The organism is Micromonospora sp. NBC_01392 (assembly GCF_045040125.1).
Classification (GTDB): Bacteria; Actinomycetota; Actinomycetes; order Mycobacteriales; family Micromonosporaceae; genus Micromonospora.
On sequence record NZ_CP109549.1, the window covers coordinates 2,882,501 to 2,901,804 of the forward strand.

At 74.2% G+C, this 19,304-nt stretch carries 15 protein-coding genes and 2 rRNA genes (1 of these 17 cut by a window edge); 16 read left to right on the forward strand and 1 reads right to left on the reverse strand.

Features of this window, described 5'->3' with window-relative positions:
• From OG767_RS13255 to OG767_RS13275, 5 genes are all read left to right on the forward strand, one after another.
• Window positions 1-1,361: ribosomal RNA gene (locus tag OG767_RS13255) — 23S ribosomal RNA — on the forward strand (it extends 1,748 nt beyond the left edge of the window).
• 80 nt (window positions 1,362-1,441) lie between these two features.
• Window positions 1,442-1,558, forward strand: a 5S ribosomal RNA gene (rrf, locus tag OG767_RS13260).
• A gap of 146 nt (window positions 1,559-1,704) precedes the next feature.
• On the forward strand, window positions 1,705-3,507 hold the full coding sequence (locus OG767_RS13265; protein ID WP_405093669.1) for a hypothetical protein: 1,803 nt from the start codon (window positions 1,705-1,707) through the stop codon (window positions 3,505-3,507).
• Window positions 3,402-4,430 carry a tetratricopeptide repeat protein gene (locus OG767_RS13270; protein WP_405093670.1) on the forward strand — a complete coding sequence of 343 codons (1,029 nt, stop codon included), beginning with the start codon at window positions 3,402-3,404 and terminating at the stop codon, window positions 4,428-4,430. The genes OG767_RS13265 and OG767_RS13270 overlap by 106 nt, the downstream gene beginning before the upstream one ends.
• A 35-nt stretch (window positions 4,431-4,465) precedes the next feature.
• The gene (locus tag OG767_RS13275; protein ID WP_405094210.1) at window positions 4,466-5,512 is read left to right on the forward strand and encodes an HAD-IIA family hydrolase; all 1,047 of its coding nucleotides are present in this window, start codon (window positions 4,466-4,468) and stop codon (window positions 5,510-5,512) included.
• A 49-nt stretch (window positions 5,513-5,561) separates the two neighbouring features.
• On the opposite strand, the gene OG767_RS13280 is transcribed toward OG767_RS13275, so the two are convergent.
• On the reverse strand, window positions 5,562-5,897 hold the full coding sequence (locus OG767_RS13280) for an SCP2 sterol-binding domain-containing protein (protein WP_107160775.1): 336 nt from the start codon (window positions 5,895-5,897) through the stop codon (window positions 5,562-5,564).
• Between the two features lie 112 nt (window positions 5,898-6,009).
• On the opposite strand from OG767_RS13280, the gene OG767_RS13285 reads away from it, so the two are divergent.
• From OG767_RS13285 to OG767_RS13335, 11 genes are all read left to right on the forward strand, one after another.
• Window positions 6,010-6,675, forward strand: coding sequence for a phasin family protein (locus OG767_RS13285; protein WP_405093671.1), 666 nt, complete (start codon window positions 6,010-6,012; stop codon window positions 6,673-6,675).
• Between the two features lie 8 nt (window positions 6,676-6,683).
• Window positions 6,684-6,950 carry a hypothetical protein gene (locus OG767_RS13290; RefSeq protein WP_405094211.1) on the forward strand — a complete coding sequence of 89 codons (267 nt, stop codon included), beginning with the start codon at window positions 6,684-6,686 and terminating at the stop codon, window positions 6,948-6,950.
• 23 nt (window positions 6,951-6,973) lie between these two features.
• On the forward strand, window positions 6,974-7,822 hold the full coding sequence (locus tag OG767_RS13295; protein ID WP_405093672.1) for a TlyA family RNA methyltransferase: 849 nt from the start codon (window positions 6,974-6,976) through the stop codon (window positions 7,820-7,822).
• On the forward strand, window positions 7,819-8,703 hold the full coding sequence (locus OG767_RS13300) for an NAD kinase (protein ID WP_281939834.1): 885 nt from the start codon (window positions 7,819-7,821) through the stop codon (window positions 8,701-8,703). Before OG767_RS13295 ends, OG767_RS13300 begins: the two co-directional genes overlap by 4 nt.
• A gap of 467 nt (window positions 8,704-9,170) precedes the next feature.
• A complete protein-coding gene (gene recN / locus OG767_RS13305) occupies window positions 9,171-10,928 on the forward strand; it encodes a DNA repair protein RecN (protein ID WP_405093673.1) in 1,758 nt (585 codons plus the stop codon).
• Between the two features lie 118 nt (window positions 10,929-11,046).
• A complete protein-coding gene (gene steA, locus OG767_RS13310; RefSeq protein ID WP_107160788.1) occupies window positions 11,047-12,225 on the forward strand; it encodes a putative cytokinetic ring protein SteA in 1,179 nt (392 codons plus the stop codon).
• A 28-nt stretch (window positions 12,226-12,253) separates the two neighbouring features.
• The gene (locus OG767_RS13315; RefSeq protein ID WP_405093674.1) at window positions 12,254-13,195 is read left to right on the forward strand and encodes a copper transporter; all 942 of its coding nucleotides are present in this window, start codon (window positions 12,254-12,256) and stop codon (window positions 13,193-13,195) included.
• Between the two features lie 61 nt (window positions 13,196-13,256).
• The gene (locus OG767_RS13320) at window positions 13,257-14,120 is read left to right on the forward strand and encodes a hypothetical protein (RefSeq protein ID WP_405093675.1); all 864 of its coding nucleotides are present in this window, start codon (window positions 13,257-13,259) and stop codon (window positions 14,118-14,120) included.
• A 1-nt stretch (window position 14,121) separates the two neighbouring features.
• Complete coding sequence (gene murJ, locus OG767_RS13325) at window positions 14,122-15,810, forward strand: murein biosynthesis integral membrane protein MurJ (RefSeq protein WP_405093676.1); 1,689 nt, start codon at window positions 14,122-14,124, stop codon at window positions 15,808-15,810.
• Window positions 15,807-16,940, forward strand: coding sequence for a glycosyltransferase family 4 protein (locus OG767_RS13330; protein WP_405093677.1), 1,134 nt, complete (start codon window positions 15,807-15,809; stop codon window positions 16,938-16,940). The genes murJ and OG767_RS13330 overlap by 4 nt, the downstream gene beginning before the upstream one ends.
• Window positions 16,940-19,171 carry a hypothetical protein gene (locus OG767_RS13335; protein WP_405093678.1) on the forward strand — a complete coding sequence of 744 codons (2,232 nt, stop codon included), beginning with the start codon at window positions 16,940-16,942 and terminating at the stop codon, window positions 19,169-19,171. Before OG767_RS13330 ends, OG767_RS13335 begins: the two co-directional genes overlap by 1 nt.
• Window positions 19,172-19,304 lie beyond the last annotated feature (133 nt).

Below are 19,304 nucleotides of genomic sequence, written 5' to 3' on the forward strand. Positions count from 1 at the left end.
CAGGTGAAGTCAGTGATCCTATGCTGCCGAGAAAAGCCTCTAGCGAGTTCTTAGCGGCCCGTACCCCAAACCGACACAGGTGGTCAGGTAGAGAATACCGAGGCGATCGGGCGAACTGTGGTTAAGGAACTCGGCAAATTGCCCCCGTAACTTAGGGAGAAGGGGGGCCGGAGACGTGAAGCCCCGCGCGGGTGGAGCGTTGTATGGCCGCAGAGAGCAGGGGGAAGCGACTGTTTACTAAAAACACAGGTCCATGCGAAGAAGTAATTCGATGTATATGGACTGACGCCTGCCCGGTGCTGGAACGTTAAGGGGACCTGTTAGCTCTTCGGGGCGAAGCGGAGAACTTAAGCGCCAGTAAACGGCGGTGGTAACTATAACCATCCTAAGGTAGCGAAATTCCTTGTCGGGTAAGTTCCGACCTGCACGAATGGCGTAACGACTTCCCCACTGTCTCAACCACAGGCCCGGCGAAATTGCATTACGAGTAAAGATGCTCGTTACGCGCGGCAGGACGGAAAGACCCCGGGACCTTTACTATAGCTTGACATTGGTATCTGAATTAGCTTGTGTAGGATAGGTGGGAGCCGGTGAAGTCCATACGCCAGTATGGGTGGAGGCAATCTTGAAATACCACTCTGGTTGATTTGGGTATCTAACTTCGGACCGTTATCCGGTTCAGGGACAGTGTCTGGTGGGTAGTTTAACTGGGGCGGTTGCCTCCTAAAGGGTAACGGAGGCGCCCAAAGGTTCCCTCAGCCTGGTTGGCAATCAGGTGTTGAGTGCAAGTGCACAAGGGAGCTTGACTGTGAGACTGACAGGTCGAGCAGGGACGAAAGTCGGGACTAGTGATCCGGCACTGGCATGTGGAAGCGGTGTCGCTCAACGGATAAAAGGTACCCCGGGGATAACAGGCTGATCTTCCCCAAGAGTCCATATCGACGGGATGGTTTGGCACCTCGATGTCGGCTCGTCGCATCCTGGGGCTGTAGCAGGTCCCAAGGGTTGGGCTGTTCGCCCATTAAAGCGGTACGCGAGCTGGGTTTAGAACGTCGTGAGACAGTTCGGTCCCTATCCGCCGTGCGCGTAGGATACTTGAGAAGGGCTGTCCCTAGTACGAGAGGACCGGGACGGACGAACCTCTGGTGTGCCAGTTGTCCCGCCAGGGGCACGGCTGGTTAGCTACGTTCGGAAGGGATAACCGCTGAAAGCATCTAAGCGGGAAGCTCGCTTCAAGATGAGGTATCCCACCCACTTTGTGGGGTAAGGCCCCCAGCTAGACGACTGGGTTGATAGGCCGGAAATGTAAGCCCGGTAACGGGTTCAGTTGACCGGTACTAATAGGCCGAGGACTTGACTACTAAGCTGCTACGCGTCCACTGTGCAACTCTGAACAAACACCGAACCCTGTGTGGGTTGTTGGTTGATATGTTCATAGAGTTACGGCGGTCATGGCGGAGGGGAAACGCCCGGTTACATTCCGAACCCGGAAGCTAAGCCCTCCAGCGCCGATGGTACTGCACTCGGGAGGGTGTGGGAGAGTAGGACACCGCCGGACAATCTTCCAGTCGAGGGCCGCCCCATGAGGGTCGGCCCTCGACTGCGTTAGCGTTTCTGGCGGAAACGCCATCAGGAAGGATGCACCTGTGAGCTCTGGACCCCAGGGCGGGGACCGCCCCCGTCGCTACGAGGATCGCGCCGACCGTGGCGAGGGGCGCGGCGACGCCCGCCGCGATGATCGCCCCTCGTACCGGGGCGGTCGCGACGACCGCGCCGGCGGCACCCGTGGTGGTGACCGTCGTGAGGGCGGCTTCCGCCGCGACGACCGTGCCGGTGGTGCGCCGAGCGGTGACCGTCGTGAGGGCGGTTTTCGTGGCGGCGAGCGCTCCGGTGGTTTCCGGGGCGGTGACCGTCGTGAGGGCGGCTTCCGCCGTGACGACCGTGCCGGTGGTGCGCCGAGCGGTGACCGTCGTGAGGGCGGTTTCCGTGGCGGCGAGCGCTCGGGTGGTTTCCGGGGCGGCGACCGTGAGGGTGGCTTCCGTGGCGGCGAGCGCTCCGGTGGCTTCCGGGGCGGGGACCGTGACAGTGGTTTCCGGGGCGGGGACCGTCGCGAGGGCGGGTTCCGCCGCGACGATCGTGCCGGTGGTGCGCCGAGCGGTGACCGTCGTGAGGGTGGCTTCCGTGGCGGTGAGCGCTCCGGTGGTTTCCGGGGCGGCGAGCGTCGTGAGGGCGGCTTCCGCCGCGACGATCGTGCCGGTGGTGCGCCGAGCGGTGACCGTCGTGAAGGTGGCTTCCGCGGTGGCGACCGTGACGGTGGCTTCCGGGGCGGGGACCGTCGCGAGGGTGGCTTCCGCCGCGATGACCGTGCCGGTGGTGCGCCGAGCGGCGACCGTCGCGAGGGCGGTTTCCGTCGAGACGACCGTGCCGGTGGTGCGCCGAGCGGCGAACGTCGTGACGGCGGCTTCCGGGGTGGTGACCGTCGTGAGGGCGGTTTCCGTGGCGGTGAGCGCTCGGGTGGTTTCCGGGGCGGCGACCGTGACGGTGGCTTCCGCGGTGGTGACCGTCGCGAGGGCGGCTTCCGCCGCGACGACCGTGCCGGTGGTGCGCCGAGCGGCGACCGTCGCGAGGGCGGCTTCCGGGGCGGCGAGCGTCGCGAGGGTGGCTTCCGTGGTGGTGACCGTCGTGAGGGTGGCTTCCGCGGTGGCGACCGTGACGGTGGTTTCCGGGGCGGCGAGCGTCGCGAGGGCGGCTTCCGCCGCGACGACCGTGCCGGCGGTACCTCCGGTGGCGACCGCCGTGAAGGTGGCTTCCGTGGTGGTGACCGCGAGGGCGGTTTCCGCGGTGGTGACCGTCGCGAGGGTGGCTTCCGTGGTGGTGACCGCGAGGGTGGCTTCCGTGGCGGGGACCGTCGTGAGGGCGGCTTCCGCCGCGACGACCGTGCCGGCGGACCCACTGGTGAGCGTCGTGAGGGCGGCTTCCGTGGTGGCGAGCGCTCGGGTGGCTTCCAGGGCGGCGAGCGCTCCGGTGGTTTCCGAGGCGGGGACCGTGAAGGTGGTTTCCGCGGTGGCGACCGTCGTGAGGGTGGTTTCCGAGGCGGGGACCGTGACGGTGGTTTCCAGGGTGGTGACCGTCGCGAGGGTGGCTTCCGCCGCGATGACCGTGCCGGCGGTGCGCCGAGTGGTGACCGTCGCGAGGGTGGCTTCCGTCGAGACGACCGTGGGGGTGACCACCGGGAGGGCGGTTACCGCGGTGGGCGTACCGAGCGGGATGGGGAGCGCCGTGGCTACGGCGACCGGCCGGACCGGGACGACCGTCGGCCGGGCGGCTACGGCCCGCAGCGCGAGCGTCAGGACGAGCGGGGCGAGGGACGTACCGGAGAGGCGCCGGAGCTGCCGGACGACGTGGTCGCGAGCGACCTCGACTCGACCGTACGGGCGGAGCTTCTCTCGCTCGCCAAGCCGGTGGCGGAGACCGTCGCCCGGCACTTGGTCGCGACCGGCCTGCTGATCGACGAGGACCCGACGCTGGCGTTGGCGCACGCGATGGCGGCCCGACGGCTGGCCTCGCGGATCGCTGCGGTGCGTGAGGCGGTCGGGCTGGCCGCGTACCACTCGGGGGAGTGGCAGACGGCCATCGCCGAGCTGCGGACGTACCACCGGATGACCGGCCTGCAGAGCCACCTCGCGGTGCTGGCCGACTGTGAGCGGGCGCTGGGCCGGCCGGAGCGGGCGATCGACCTGTTCCGTGGTGCGGATCAGGCCAAGCTCGACCAGGCCGTCGCCATCGAGCTGCTGATCGTGGCCGCCGGCGCGCGTGGCGACCTGGGCCAGAAGGACGCGGCCGTGGCGATGCTCCAGGTCCGTGAGCTGACCGCCGAGTCGGCCGAGCCGTGGGCGGCCCGGCTGCGCTACGCGTACGCGGACGCGCTGCTCGCGGTGGGTCGGCGCGAGGAGGCGCGCGAGTGGTTCTCCCGCGCCTCCGACATCGACTCCGACGGTGAGACCGACGCCGCCGAGCGGCTGCTGGAGCTCGACGGCGTGGTCATCGAGGGCGACGACGAGGACGACGAGTCGGACGACGACCCGACCGGCGCGGACTCCTCGGCCACGCACGGCGACTCCGACGACGAGGACGACCTCGACGAGGACGACGAGGACGAGGACGACCTCGACGAGGACGAGGACGACGACCTCGACCGGAACGGTGACGCCGGCCCGAACGGCGACCGCGCCGACACGTCCGGTGCCGGCGACGCGGCTCGGGCCGGTTACCGGGACCGCGACGCCGCCGACCTGACCGACGACGAGCTGACCGACGACGAGGCCGGCTCGCTCGCCGCCGCCGGCGATGCCCCCGCCGACCAGGCGGAGAACCGGGCGACGGCCGGTGGGCACGCGCCGGGCGGGGACGAGGCGGCGGAGCGCCGGTGAGCGGGCACGCCGGGGACACCGACACCGGTGCCGGGGTGGAGCGGGCTCGTGCCGACCGCACCGGGCTGGACGGGCGGCTGGTCGACGGGTACGCCCTGGTGGTCTTCGACCTGGACGGGGTCATCTACCTGATCGACCGGCCCATCCCCGGCGCGGTCGAGGCGGTCGGCCGGCTGCGGGCCGAGGGGCGGGCGGTCGCGTACGCGACGAACAACGCCTCGCGCCGGTCCAGCGAGGTGGCCGACCTGCTCACCGGCATGGGTGTGCCGGCCGAGCCGGTGGAGGTGCTGACCTCCGCGGCCGCCACCGCCGAGCTGCTCCGGGACCGGTTGCCGGCCGGCGCGCCGGTGCTGGTGGTCGGCGCGGAAGCGCTGCGTGCGGAACTGCGTGCGGTGGGCCTGCGGCCGGTGTCGACGGTCGACGAGGAGCCGGCCGCCGTGGCCCAGGGCTACGGCCCGCAGGTCGGCTGGTCCGAGCTGGCCGAGGCGTCCCTGGCGGTGCGGGCGGGCGCGCCCTGGTACGCCACGAACACCGACCGCACACTGCCCAGCCCGCGTGGGCCGTTGCCCGGGAACGGCTCCCTGGTGGCGGTGCTGCGTACCGCGCTGGGCCGGGACCCCGACGTGGTGGTGGGAAAGCCGGAACCGGCGCTGTTCGCCACCGCCGCGCGCCGCGCCGGAACCGGGCGCACGCTCGTGGTGGGCGACCGGTTGGACACCGACATCGAGGGGGCCCGCCGGGCCGGGCTGGACAGCCTGCTGGTGCTGACCGGGGTGAGCGACGCGGCCGAGTTGCTGGCGGCGCCCGAGTCGCGCCGGCCGGCGTACGTCTCCTTCGACCTGGCGGGGCTCTTCGACGCGGCGGCCGTGGTGGCGGTGCCCGGCCGACCCGAGACCGGCGGCTGGTCGGTGACGGCGACCGACGGGGAGCTGGTTCTCGACGGCGCGGGACGGCCGTTGGACGCGCTCGCGGCGCTCTGCGCGGTGGCCTGGTCGACGGCGGCCGACCCGCGGGTGCGGGCCGCGTCCCCGGCGGCGGCGGAAGCGCTCGCCGCGTTCGGGCTCGACCGCGTCGACGGCTGAGCCGGGCGGCCGGGACCCCGCTGCGGACGAGCGCCCGGCGACGGCGTCGTCAGAGCAGTTTGCGGAGTTTCATCAGGTCGAACGGGTTCGCCTTGACGGAGACCCGGCGGGACGCCACCGCCGACATGATGTCGAGCTTGCCGTGCACCAGGGCGATCAGGTCGTCGCCGGCGATGCTCAGCGCGATCTTGGCCTTCGGGTCGTCGCCGTCGGTCAGCCCGACCAGCCGGCCGCCTTCCAGCCGACCGTGGAACGCGGTGCCCAGGTCGGTGATCCGGCAGGCCAGGGTGCGGTCGAGATCGATCTTGCCTTGCGCCTCGGCGTGCCGGTCCAGCCGGTCGGCCAGGTCCTGCAACGCCTGCCGGCATTCGTCCACGCTGGCCACATCGTCTCCTCACCATGAGCCATGCCGTTCCCCGGCACCGTACCGCAATGGTTCGTCCCAGGTGCCCGGTAGCGTGGCACCTGCACACCTCGCCCCGTGGAAGGACTCAGGCATGCAGGACGCGTGGCGCGCCTACCTCTCGCTGGCCATGGGCCTGACGGAGGCGCCCCGGAAGAAGGCGCAGGACGCGGTGATGCGCGTCGTCGGTCAGGGCGGCGCGACGGCCGGTCAGCTCCAGTCGCTCGCCGAGGAGCTGGTCGCCACCGGCCTGGCGAACCGGGAGGCGCTGACCAAACTGGTCCGCTTCGAGGTCGACCGGGCGCTGGGCGCGGTCGGGCTGGCCACCGCCGACGAGGTCGCCGAGCTGACTCGGCGCGTGCACGACCTGGAGCGGCAGTTGCGCGAGGCGCGCACGCCCGTCGAGCCGACGACCACGTCCGCCCCGGCGTCGACCGCGTCGGCGTCGACCGCGCCCGAGCCGCCCGCATCGGCGTCGAGCGGGACCGAGCCGACCGCGGCCACGCCGAGTGCGGCCACGCCGAGTGCGGCCACGCCGAGTGCGGCCACGCCTGCCGCGGCCACGCCGGGCGGCACCACGGCGACCAAGGCGGTCGCGAAGAAGGCGGTGGCCAGGAAGGCGGTGGCGCGCAAGCCCGCGGCCACGGTGGCGCGCACACCGGCAAACGAGCCGTCGGTCGACTCGCCGGCCGACGAGTCGTCGGCCGCGTCCGCCCGACCGGCGCGGAAGGCCACCGGTCGTCGGGCGGACGGCTCGTGAGCGCGCCGTTGCGGCCCGGTCCGCCCCCGGGTCCGCGGCCCGGTCCGCCCCCGGGTCCGCGGCCCGGTCCGCCCCCGGGTCCGCGGCCCGGTCCGCCCCCGGGGGTACGCTCCGCGCCGGTCGAGGAGGTTGGCGAGGCGCGGCACCCGGCGGTGGACGCCGCGGTGCGCGGCATGGCGAACGCGGAGGCGCTCGCCCCGGCGGACCAGATCGCCCAGTACGAGGCGGCGTACGAGACGCTGCGCGAGACCCTGGCCGGTATCGACCAGGCCTGAGCAGAGGCGGAGAACGGACACCGATGGCTCGTCGTACCCGACTGGACGCCGAACTCGTCCGCCGCGGTCTGGCCCGCTCCCGGGAGCAGGCCGCCGCGCTGGTGGAGGCCGGTCGCGTCCAGTTGCGCGGGGTGCCGGCCCGCAAGCCCGCCGCCATGGTCGACCCCGCCGATCCGCTGCTGGTCACCGGCGAGGACCCGGCCGAGGAGTACGTCTCCCGGGGCGGCCACAAGCTGGCCGGCGCGCTTGCCGCGTTCGGGCCGGGCGGGCTGGTGGTGACCGGCCGGCGCTGCCTGGACGCGGGCGCCTCCACCGGCGGCTTCACCGACGTGCTGCTGCGCGCCGGCGCGGCCGAGGTGGTGGCCGTGGACGTCGGCTACGGGCAGCTCGCCTGGCCGCTGCGCACCGACGAGCGGGTCCGGGTCCTCGAGCGCACCAATGTGCGTACCCTCACGCCGGAGACGATCGGCGGTCCGGTCGACCTGACGGTGGCCGACCTGTCGTTCATCTCGCTGCGTCTGGTGCTGCCCGCGCTGGCCGGCTGCACCGGGCCCGACGGCGACCTGGCGCTGATGGTCAAACCGCAGTTCGAGGTGGGCAAGGAACGGGTGGGCGCCGGCGGGGTGGTGCGGGACCCGGCGCTGCGCGCCGAGGCGGTGCTCGACGTGGCCGCCGCCGCCGCGCGACTCGGTCTCGGCCTGGCCGACGTGGCGGCCAGCCCGCTGCCCGGGCCGAGCGGCAACGTCGAGTTCTTCGTATGGTTGCGCCGGGACGCGCCCGCCGCCGAACCCGACCGGGTACGCGCGGTGGTGGCCGCGGGTCCGCAGGGTGCCGCCGCGACGGCGGCCACGACCGAGGAGGTGTCCGGGTGAGTCGCACCGCGCTGCTGGTGACGCACACCGGCCGTCGACGCAGCACCGAGCACGCCCGGGCGGTCGCCGCCGACCTGATCGCGAACGGGTTCGAGGTCCGGGTGGTGGCCGAGGAGGCCGACGACCTCGACCTGCCGGGCGTGGTGCCGGTGACCGGTCCGGAGGCGGCCGAGGGCGCGGAGATCGTGTTCGCGCTGGGCGGGGACGGCACGTTCCTGCGCGCCGCCGAGTTGGCCCGTCCGGCCAAGGCGCCGCTGCTCGGCATCAACCTCGGCAAGGTCGGCTTCCTGGCCGAGGCGGAGATGAACGACCTGGACGCCGCGGTGCGGGACGTGGTCGCGCGTAACTACACGGTGGACGAGCGGTTGACCCTCGACGTGACCGCCGAGTTCGACGGCGGGCCGACCATCGAGTCGTGGGCGCTCAACGAGATCAGCGTGGAGAAGGGCGAGCGGGCCCAGATGCTGGAGCTGCTCGTCGACGTCGACGGTCGGCCGCTCTCCCGGTACGGGTGCGACGGCGTGGTCTGCGCGACCCCGACCGGCTCCACCGCGTACGCGTTCTCCGGTGGCGGGCCGGTGGTCTGGCCCGAGGTGGAGGCGCTGCTGCTGGTGCCGATCAGCGCGCACGCGTTGTTCAGCCGCCCACTGGTCACGGCGCCGACCTCCACGTTCGTCATCACCGTCGATCCGTTCACCACGCTCGCGGTGCTCTGCTGCGACGGCCGGCGGGTCTACGACCTGCCACCCGGCGCCCGGGTCACGGTGCGTCGGGGCGCGTTGCCGGTGCGCATCGTGCGGCTGCGGGACCGCCCGTTCACCGATCGGCTGGTGGCCAAGTTCGACCTGCCCGTGCAGGGCTGGCGCGGCAACCGCCGCTGATCGACGGCTCAGCTTCGGTGCCCGGTACGCCGCGGCGCGTTACGGTGGGCGGGACGGGCCGCGTCGAGGTGAGTCCGGGCGCGGCGGTGAGGCCCGCCGACTCGGAGGTGGCGTGGCCCGACGGTCGCGGGTTCGGCCAGGGGGTGGTCGGAGCCGCGACGGTCGGGGTGCCGGAGCGCCGTGGCCGGCCGCGGCGGGCGGACCGGCACGTCCGGCCCGGTCGGGTGTCGACCCCGGTCGGGCCGACAGGTCGTTGAGCCGCCGCCGGAGGAAGCGGCGGCGCACGAGCTGGCCGACGCCCGGCGCCCCGACTCCACACCCACCCCCATTGCCGAGCGCGCTGTTTCCCGGAAAGAGTGGCTATCCGGCGCCGGATAGCCACTCTTTCCGGGAAAGCGCAAAGCGACCGTCGCCGGTCACCGTGCCGGCTGGTCAACTGTCACCCGGCGGGGCTACTGTCGGGTGCTGTGCTGGAAGAGCTGCGCATCACCGGACTGGGCGTCATCGAGGACACCACGCTGCCGCTGGCCGGGGGGATGAACGTCATCACCGGCGAGACCGGCGCCGGCAAGACCATGGTGGTGACCGGTCTCGGCCTGCTCTTCGGCGGCCGGGCCGACGCGGGTCGGGTGCGGGCCCAGCCGGGCCGCGCGGTGGTGGAGGGGCGGCTGCGGCTGCGGGGCCGGGTGGCCGAGGCGGTGCACGCCCGGATCATCGACGCCGGCGGCGAGCCCGACGAGGACGGCTCACTGCTGCTCAGCCGCACCGTCACGATCGAGGGGCGCTCGCGGGCCCACCTGGGCGGGCGCAGCATGCCGGTGGCGACGCTCGGCGAGGTCGGCGAGCAGGCGCTGGCGGTGCACGGCCAGTCCGACCAGTTGCGCCTGCTGCGTCCGGCCGAGCAGCGGGCCGCGCTCGACCGCTTCGCCGGCGCCGAGCACGAGAAGCTGCTGGACGCGCTGCGCGAGACGTACGCGCGGTGGCGGGCGGTGGTCGACGACCTGGCCGACCGGCGGCGCAACGCCCGTGAGCGCAACCAGGAGGCCGATCTGCTCCGGCTCGGCCTCGACGAGATCACCCGGGTCGATCCGCAGCCGGGGGAGGACGACGAGCTGAAGGCGGAGGCGCAGCGGCTGGAGCACGCCGAGGGGCTGCGCACCGCGGCGCAGGTGGCGCAGCAGTGCGTGGCCGGCGGTGTGGAGGCGACCGACGACACGCCCGACGTGGCCGTGCTGCTCGGCACCGCCCGCCGCACACTGGAGGCGCAGGCCGGCACCGACCCGGCGCTCGGCGAGCTGGCGGCCCGGCTGGAGGAGGTCGCCACGCTGGTCACCGACGTGGCCGCCGAGCTGTCCACCTACCTGACCGCGCTGGACGCCGATCCGGCCCGGCTGGAGACGATCTACGAGCGACGGGCCGCGCTGCGCGGGCTCACCCGCAAGTACGCCGACGACGTGGACGGCGTGGTGGCCTGGGCCGAGCGGGCCCGCGTCCGGCTGTCCGAACTGGACACCTCCGACGAGTTGCTGGACGAACTGGACCGGGAGGCGGCCCGCCTCGCCGGTGAGGTGGCCGACCTCGCCGGTCGGGTCTCCGCCTCCCGGCAGGAGGCCGCCGGTCGCTTCGCCGATCAGGTCACCGTCGAGTTGGCCGGGCTGGCCATGCCGCACGCCCGGATCGAGGTGGCGGTGCTGCCGCGGGCGGCCGGGCGGTCCGAGCCGAGCCTGCCGGTCAACGGCGTCGAGGCGGGCGTCGGCGCGGACGGCGCCGACGAGGTCGAGCTGCGGCTGTTGGCGCATCCCGGCGCGCCGTCGTTGCCGTTGCAGCGGGGCGCCTCCGGCGGTGAGCTGTCCCGGGTGATGCTCGCCATCGAGGTGGTCTTCGCCGGTTCCGGCGGCCCGCCCACGCTGGTCTTCGACGAGGTCGACGCCGGTGTCGGCGGGCAGGCGGCGGTGGAGATCGGCCGGCGGCTGGCCCGGTTGGCGCGCAGCCACCAGGTGCTCGTGGTGACCCACCTGCCCCAGGTGGCCGCGTTCGCGGACCGGCACCTGGTGGTGGCGAAGGACACCGGGGGCGCGGTGACCACCAGCGGCGTCCGCGTGGTGGAGGACACCGAGCGGGCCCGGGAGCTGGCCCGGATGCTCGCCGGTTTGCCGGACTCCGATCTGGGTATCGCCCACGCCGAGGAACTCCTGGCCGTGGCGGCCAAGGAACGGCGTCCGTGATACCCCGATTGTGAGCGCAAGCACACCGGGGCGCGTCCCGGTGTGCTTCCCTGGGTAGGCGGCCCTGCTCAGGCATGTCGCGACAGCAGAACCTGCCCCACATGCCAGGATGGTCACGATGCGTCTACCCACACTGCGCCGGACCCGGAACGCGGAACCGGGCTCGATTCTCGGCACCGCCCGCCTCGACCGTCGGACGAAACGGCTGGTCGGCCGCCTGCGTCCGGGTGACATCGCGGTCATCGACCACGTCGACCTGGACCGGGTGGCGGCCGACTCGCTCGTCGCGGTCGGCGTGGCCGCGGTGCTGAACGCCAAGCCGTCGGTGTCCGGGCGCTATCCCAACCTCGGCCCCGAGGTGCTGGTCTCGGCCGGCATCCCGCTCCTGGACGATCTCGGCGAGGGCGTCTTCGAGCAGGTCCGCGAGGGCGATCTGGTGCGCATCGAGGGCAACACCGTCTTCGTGGGCACGGAGCCGGTCGCGCACGGCGCGCTCCAGGACGCGGAGACGGTCGGCAAGTCGATGGCCGACGCCCGGGAGGGCCTGTCGGTGCAGTTGGAGGCGTTCGCCGCCAACACGATGGACTACCTCCGGCAGGAACGCGACCTGCTGCTCGACGGCGTCGGTGTGCCGGAGATCCAGACCCAGATGCAGGGCCGGCACTGCCTGATCGTGGTCCGGGGCTACGACTACAAGGCCGACCTGGACGTGCTGCGGCCCTACATCCGCGAGTTCAAGCCGGTGCTGATCGGCGTGGACGGCGGGGCCGACGCGCTGGTCGAGGCCGGCTACACCCCCGACATGATCATCGGCGACATGGACTCGGTCACCGACGACGTGCTGCGCTGTGGCGCCGAAGTGATCGTGCACGCCTACCCGGACGGGCGGGCCCCCGGTCTGGCCCGGGTCAACGGCCTGGGCGTGCCCGCGATCACGTTCCCGGCGGCGGCCACCAGCGAGGACCTGGCCATGCTGCTGGCCGACGAGAAGGGCGCCTCGCTGCTGGTGGCCGTCGGCACCCACGCCACCCTGGTGGAGTTCCTCGACAAGGGCCGCGGGGGCATGGCGTCGACGTTCCTCACCCGGCTGAAGGTGGGCGGCAAGCTGGTCGACGCCAAGGGCGTCAGCCGGCTCTACCGGCAGAGCATCTCCGGGTCCTCGCTGCTGCTGCTGGTCCTTTCGGCGGTCGCCGCGATGGCCTCCGCGGTGGCCGTCTCCACCGTCGGGAAGGCGTATTTGGGCGTGGTCTCCGAATGGTGGGACAATTTCGTGTTCCAGCTCGGCCAGCTCTTCTAGCTTCCCCGACGATCAAGAGGCTGCAAGCGTGATCAACTTCCGCTACCACGTGGTGTCCCTGACCGCGGTCTTCCTCGCGCTGGCGATCGGCCTGGTGGTCGGCACAGCCGCCCTCAACGGCCCGGTCGCCGACTCGCTCCGGGAGAACGTCAACGGCCTGCGCAAGGACAACTCGCTGATGCGCCAGTCGGTCAACGACATGCAGAAGCAGTTGGAGACCGAGGAGGACTTCGTCGGCGAGATGGCGCCGCTCGTCCTGACCGGCAAGCTGACCGGCCGGCGGGTGGTGGTGCTCACGCTGCCCAGCGGCCGGGACCAGACCGAGGGCGTGGTGAAGATGCTCCGCACCGCCGGCGCGGACGTCACCGGCCGGGTCACCGTGCAGGACAAGTTCGTCAACCCGGACAGCAACAACAACCTGCTGGAGTTGGCCGTCACCGCCGCCCGCCCGAACAGCGCCCCCACCGCCAACCTGCCCGGCAACGGGCACGGCGTGGAGACCTCCAGCGCGTTGCTGGCCAACGTCCTGCTGGAGCGCCCGGCGGGCAGCCCGACGGTCAGCGAGGCCGACCGGCGCAGCGTGCTCCAGAAGTACGCGGAGGCCGGCTACCTCACCCCGGAGGACCGGATCACCGGCCCCGCCGAGGCGGTGGTGCTGGTCACCGGCCAGCCGTACGTGGACAAGGACTCGGCCAAGAAGGACGAGTCGGTGGTGAAGGTCGCCGAGCAGTTCGACCGCGCCGGCGCGGTCGTGGTCGCCGGCATGGGCTCGACCGGCGGCAACCTGGTGGCCGTGGTCCGCGGCGACCCGGTGCTGTCGCAGACCATCTCCACCGTCGACAACGCCAACACCATGCAGGGACAGCTGGTCACCAGCCTCGCCCTGGCCGAGCAGCTCACCGGCAAGAAGGCCGGCCAGTACGGCGTGGGCGACAACGCCGCCTCCCGGCTGCCTAAACTGCCCGAGTGATCGCGCCCGGGCCGTCCGGTCCGTGCCGCGCCGCGTGGGAGATCCGGATCGGAGGGGTCGCGTGAGACTGGGTCGGCTGCTGACCGTGGGCGCGGGGGTGCTGGCCGCCCGCTACGCGCTTCGGGAGGTGCGCACGTCACCGAGCGCGCCGGCGCTGGAGCGCACCAACTTCCGGGGCCGCACGGTGACCCTGGCCGCCGGCCCGGCCCTGGCCGTGGGCGCCGCCACCGCGGGCGCGCTCGGCGCCGGCAGCGCCCCGGCCGGCGCCGCCGCGCTGCTGGCCGGCGTCGGCGCGGGCGCGGTCGGGCTCTACGACGACGTGGTCGGCGCGCGCCCGGAGCAGAAGGCCGCCAAGGGCTTCGCCGGTCACCTCGCCGCGCTGCGCGAGGGCCGGGTCACCGCCGGGCTGGTCAAGGTCGCCGGGGTGGGCGCCGCCGGGCTCGGCGCCGCGGCGCTGCTCGCCGCCGACCGGCGGGTCGCCGCCCACCCGCGCCGCCAGCGGGCCGGCGCGTTCGGCCGCGGGGTCGACGTGCTGCTCGGCGCCGGCGTGGTGGCCGGCACCGCCAACCTGGTCAACCTGCTCGACCTGCGCCCCGGCCGGGCGCTGAAGTCCGGCCTGCTGCTCGGCGCGCCGCTGTCCACCGGCCCGCACGGCGGCATCGCGGCCGGCGCGGTCGGCGCCGCGGCCGGCCTGCTGCGCGACGACCTGGGCGAGCGGGTGATGGTCGGCGACAGCGGCGCCAACGCGCTCGGCGCGCTGCTCGGCGTGAGCCTCGCCGCGCGTACCGGGCCGCTCGGGCGGGCCGGGGTGCTGGCCGTGCTCGCCGCGCTCACCGCCGCCAGCGAGAAGGTCAGCTTCACCCAGGTCATCCACCGGACACCGGGGTTGCGGCACCTCGACGAGCTGGGCCGGCTAGCCGACTGACGTGACGAAACCGGCACCCCTCGCCGCCGTCGGCCGTGTCGCCGGGGCGGCAGCCCTCATCGCCGTGCTCACCGTGGTCAGCCGGCTCGTCGGCTTCGGTCGCACCGCGGTGTTCACCTGGACGCTCGCCCCCACCGACCTCGGTGGCGCCTACCTGGTGGCGAACTACGTCCCGAACGTCATCTTCGAGATCGTCGCCGGTGGGGCGCTGGCCAGTCTGGTCGTACCGCTGCTGGCCGGCGCCGTCGCCGCGGGTGACCGGCGGGCGGTGGCCGCCACCACCGGGGCGCTGCTGACCTGGACGCTGAGCCTGCTGGTCCCGCTGGCGGTGCTGGTGGCGCTGCTCGCCGAGCCGCTGACCGGCCTGCTCGGGCACGGCCTGGACCCGGTCCAGCAGGCCGCCGGGGCACGGATGCTGCGGGTCTTCGCGCCCCAGTTGCCGCTCTACGGCGTCGGCATCGTGCTCACCGGGGTGCTCCAGGCGCACCGCCGGTTCGCCTGGCCGGTGCTCGCGCCGCTGCTGTCCAGCGTCACCGTCATCGCGGTCTACCTCGCCTTCACCGCCGCCGAGGGGCGGCGGGCCGGCATCGGCGAGGTGGGCCGCGGCGGGGAACTGCTGCTCTCCGGCGGCACCACGCTCGGCGTGGTGGTGCTCTCGCTGTCCCTGCTGATCCCGCTGCGCCGACTGCGGCTGCGACCCCGCTGGGGCTACCGCTTCCCGGTCGACGCCCGGGCCCGGGTCGGTGGCCTGGTGGCCGCCGGGGTGGTCACCGTGACGGCCCAGCAGATCGCCCTGGTCGTCGCGCTCAACCAGGTCACCTACGGCCGGGTCGCCGACGTCGGGGTCTACAACCTGGCCCAGACCGTCTACTTCCTGCCCTGGTCGGTGCTGGCGGTGCCGCTCGCGGTGGCCGCGTACCCGACGTTGGTGGCGGCCCGGGCCGGCGGCGACGAACGCGCCTACCGGGACACCCTCGCCCCGGCCGCGCGCGGGGTGGTGCTGTTCAGCCTGCTCGGCGCCGCCGCGCTGGCCGGCACCGCGATCCCGGTCGGGCACTTCTTCTTCCCCGACCCGGTGGACGCGCGGACCGCCGCGGCCGGCATCGCCGGCTTCGCCCCCGGCCTGCTCGGCTACGGCCTGTTCGCGGTCCTCACCCGGGCGCTCTACGCGCGCGGCGAGACCCGCTCGGCCACGGTCGCCACCGCGCTCGGCTGGCTGAGCGTGCCCGCCCTGGCGGTTCTGGCCGGCCAGGCGTTGCCGCTGGCCGACCGGGTGCCGGCGGTGACGCTTGCCACGTCCGCCGGCATGCTGCTGCTCGGCGCGCTGCTGGTCGCCGCCGTACGGCGCGCCGCCGGCCCGGAGGCGCTGGCCGGCATCGGCCGGGCCGGCGCCGCCGGGCTGCTGGCCGCCGCGGTCGCCGCCGCGGGCGGGGTGGCCACCGCCCGCTGGCTGGAGCGGCTGGGGGACGGGACCCCGACGACGCTCGCGGCCCTCGCGCAGGGCATGCTGTCCGGGGTCGTGGTGGGCGTCCTGTTCCTCGCCGTCGCCTGGCTGACCGACGCCCGCGACCTGCGGCCGCTGCTCGCGGCCGTGACCCGCCGGCTGCGTCGCCGGCGACCGGCCGACGACCCGCCGGCGGACCAGCAACCCGGCGAGCGGGGCGACGGAAAGGAGATCGTTTCCTCATGACGGACGCCTCGCCGGCATCGCGCTGGCCCGGGTCGGTCGCGCTGGTGCTCGCCTCCAGCACCGGCGGGGTGGGGCAGCACGTCCGCTCGGTCGCCCGCGGGCTGACCGGGGCCGGCGCGTCGGTGCTGGTCTGCGGACCGGCCGCCACCCAGGAACAGTTCGACTTCACTCAGACGGGCGCCCGGTTCACGCCGGTGGAGATCCCGGCCAGCCCCACCCCCGGGGACGCGCGCGCGGTCGGCGCGCTGCGCCGGGCGCTGGCGGAGACGCCTGTCGACGTGGTGCACGCGCACGGCCTGCGCGCCGGCCTGGTGGCCGCGCTCGCCCGGCCCACCGTCCCGCTGGTGGTCACCTGGCACAACGCGGTGCTCGCCGGCGGGTTGCGCGGCGCGGCGTCCCGACTGGTGGAGCGCGTCGTCGCCCGTTCCGTACGGGTCGCGCTGGGCGCCTCCGCCGACCTGGTCGAGCGGGCCGCCGCGCTGGGCGCCGCCGACGCCCGGCTGGCGCCGGTCGCCGCGCCGACGCTGCCCCCGCCGGGCCGCCGTCGCGCCGCGGTGCGGGCCGAGTTCGGCGTCACCGCCGACCGCCCGCTGATCCTGTCGGTGGGCCGGCTTCACCCGCAGAAGCGGTACGACGTGCTGATCGACGCCGCCGCCCGCTGGCGGACCCGGGTCCCCGCCCCGGTGGTGGTGATCGCCGGCAGTGGACCCGCCTACCTGCCGCTGGCGGCGCGGATCTCGGCCGCCCGCGCGCCGGTGACCCTGCTCGGGCACCGCACCGATGTGGCGGACCTGCTGGCCGGCGCCGACCTGGCGGTGGTCACCAGCGACTGGGAGGCCCGCCAACTGTTCGCGCAGGAGGCGCTGCGTGCCGGTGTGCCGCTGGTGGCGACCGCGGTCGGTGGCCTGCCGGAGCTGGTCGGCGACGCCGCGGTGCTGGTCCCGGCCGGCGACGTGGACGCGGTCGACGCGGCGGTGCGCGAACTGCTCGACGACGCGGCCCGCCGGGCCGACCTGGGCCGCCGGGGCGCGGCCCGCGCCGCGACCTGGCCCACCGAGGCGGACACCGTGGCCACGCTCGCCGACCTGTACGCCGAGCTGACGCCGCAGCATTCTCCGGGGAACCGCTGATGCTGCGCAGACTGACCCCGGTGCTGCTGACCCTGGTGGTGGTGGCCCTGGGCATCACCGCGTTGGCCGCCCGTCCGGACGACGGCGGGCCCCGGCGCAGCGCCGACTTCGTGGTGCTGGTCGGCGCGGCGGGCCTGCGCTGGGACGACGTGGATCCGCAGAACACGCCGACGCTGTGGCGGATGGCCGAGCAGGGCGCGATCGGTTCCCTCTCGGTGCGTTCCGCGCACCGCCCCACCTGCCCGGTGGACGGCTGGTTGACGCTCGGCGCGGGCAACTTCGCGGCCTGGAACGGCAGCCGTCCCGGCGGCTGCCCGGCCACCGGGGTGACCGTCGAGCAGCCCGACGGGATCGGCGCGAACCTGCCCGACCAGCCGGGCGTCGTCGCCCACAACCAGGAGAAGCTCGCCTGGGGCGCGGTGCCGGGCGCGCTGGCCGAGTCGGTGCGCTGTTCGGTGGCGGTCGGGCCGGGCGCGGCGGTGGCCGCCGCCCGCCCGTTCGGCCGCGTCGACAGGTACGAGCCGGCGCTGCCCGACGACCCGGCGGAACTGCTCGGCTCCTGCGTGCTGAGCATCGTCGACGTGGGCACGGTCGACGACGACGACCCGGCCGTCCGGGCCGCCCAGGCGCGCCAGGCCGACGCCCGGCTCGCCCGGGTGCTCGCCGCCCGGCCGCCGCGCTCGCTGGTGCTGGTGGCCGGCGTCTCCGACACCGACTCGCCGGCGCGGCTGCACGTCGCCGTCGCGGACGGTCCCGGCTGGGACGGCGGCTGGCTGACGTCGCCGAGCACCGCCCGGGCCGGCTACCTGCAACTGGTCGACCTGGCCCCGACCGCGCTCGCCGCGCTCGGCCGGCCGATGCCGGAGCGGTTGTTCCTCGGCCGGCCCGCGGTGACCGTCGACGACCGGCCGGACGACCTGCCGGACGCGATCACGGCGCCGGCCGACGCGGACCGGGAGGCGGCGGCCCAACGCCGGGTCGCCGGCTGGTTCTTCACGCTGCTCGCCGCCGCCCAGATGGCGCTCGCGGTGGCGGTGCTGCCGCTGCTGCGGCGGGCCCGCCGGCTCGCCGGGCCGCACGGGCCGGAGCCGGTGTCCCGGCGGGTGGTCGCGGTGGTGGAGCTGCTGCTGGTCGCCGCCGCGTTGGCGGTGCCGGCGGCGCTGCTGGCCGACGCGGTGCCCTGGTGGCGCGGGACCCACGCGGGCTGGTGGTTCGCCTCGGTGACCGCACTGCTCATCGTCGGCGGCACGGCGGTGGTCCGGTTCGCTCCCGGGCACGACCGCACGCTCGGGCCGCTCGGCGCGGTCGCCGGGCTGGCCACGCTGGTGGTCGGCGTGGACGTGCTGACCGGTTCCCGGCTGCAACTCAACGGCGTGGTGGGTTACTCCGCGCTGGAGGGCGGCCGGTACGCCGGCCTGGGCACGGTCGGTCTGGGCGTGTTCATCGCCGGGTCGCTGCTCTGCGGGGGCTGGCTTGCCCAGCGGGTCCGCCGTACCTGGCGGCCGACCGTGATGGTGGCCGTGGCCGGCACCGCGGTGGTGATCGTGGGCAGCCCGTACCTGGGCGCGGACTCGATCGGCGCGATCGCGCTCACCGCCGGGGTGAGCGTGGCCGCGGCGATCTGCGGCGGTGGCTGGCTGACCGTCAGCCGCCTCGCCTGGGCCACCATGGCCGGGCTGGCCGTCACCATCGGCTTCGCGCTCGTCGACCTGGGCCGGCCGGCGGCCGAGCGGGGCAGCCTGGGCCGTTTCCTGGCGGCGCTCGGGGACGGCACCGGCGGCCTGACCGTGCACCGGTCCAGCACCTCGAACTTCCAGACGCTGGTGAACAGCCCGCTGACCGTGCTGGCCCTGGCCGGGGCCGCGCTGGTCTGGCTGGCGCTGCTCCAGCCGTGGGGCGGGCTGATGCGGCTGTTCGGCATCTATCCGGCGATCCGGGCGGCGATGGCCGGCACCGGGGTGGCCGCCGGGCTGGGCGGCGTGCTGGGCGGCTCCGCGCTGGACGTGGCCGGCGCGGCCGGCGCGCTGGTGGTGCCGATGGCGGCGTTGGCCGCGCTGCGGGTGCTCGACCACTCCACCGACCGCACGCTGCCGGACAGCGGCCGGCCCGGGGGAGAGGGCGGCGCGGCGTCGTCGGACGGGTCCGGTCCCGGTGGCGCGGGCCCGGCGGGTCCGGGGGCGACCGCGGTGGCCACGGCGCCGGGGGCAGCCACCCCCACGCACCGGAGTTGATCACGGGCGACGGGGCCCGACGTGCGCCGACAGCGGGTGCGACGCCGGCTCACGGTCCGGATGGTGTTACCGTGGAATCCCGTGGATCGCGTGATCACTTGTCTGATCGGCACGGCGGTTCGCACGACCGCTA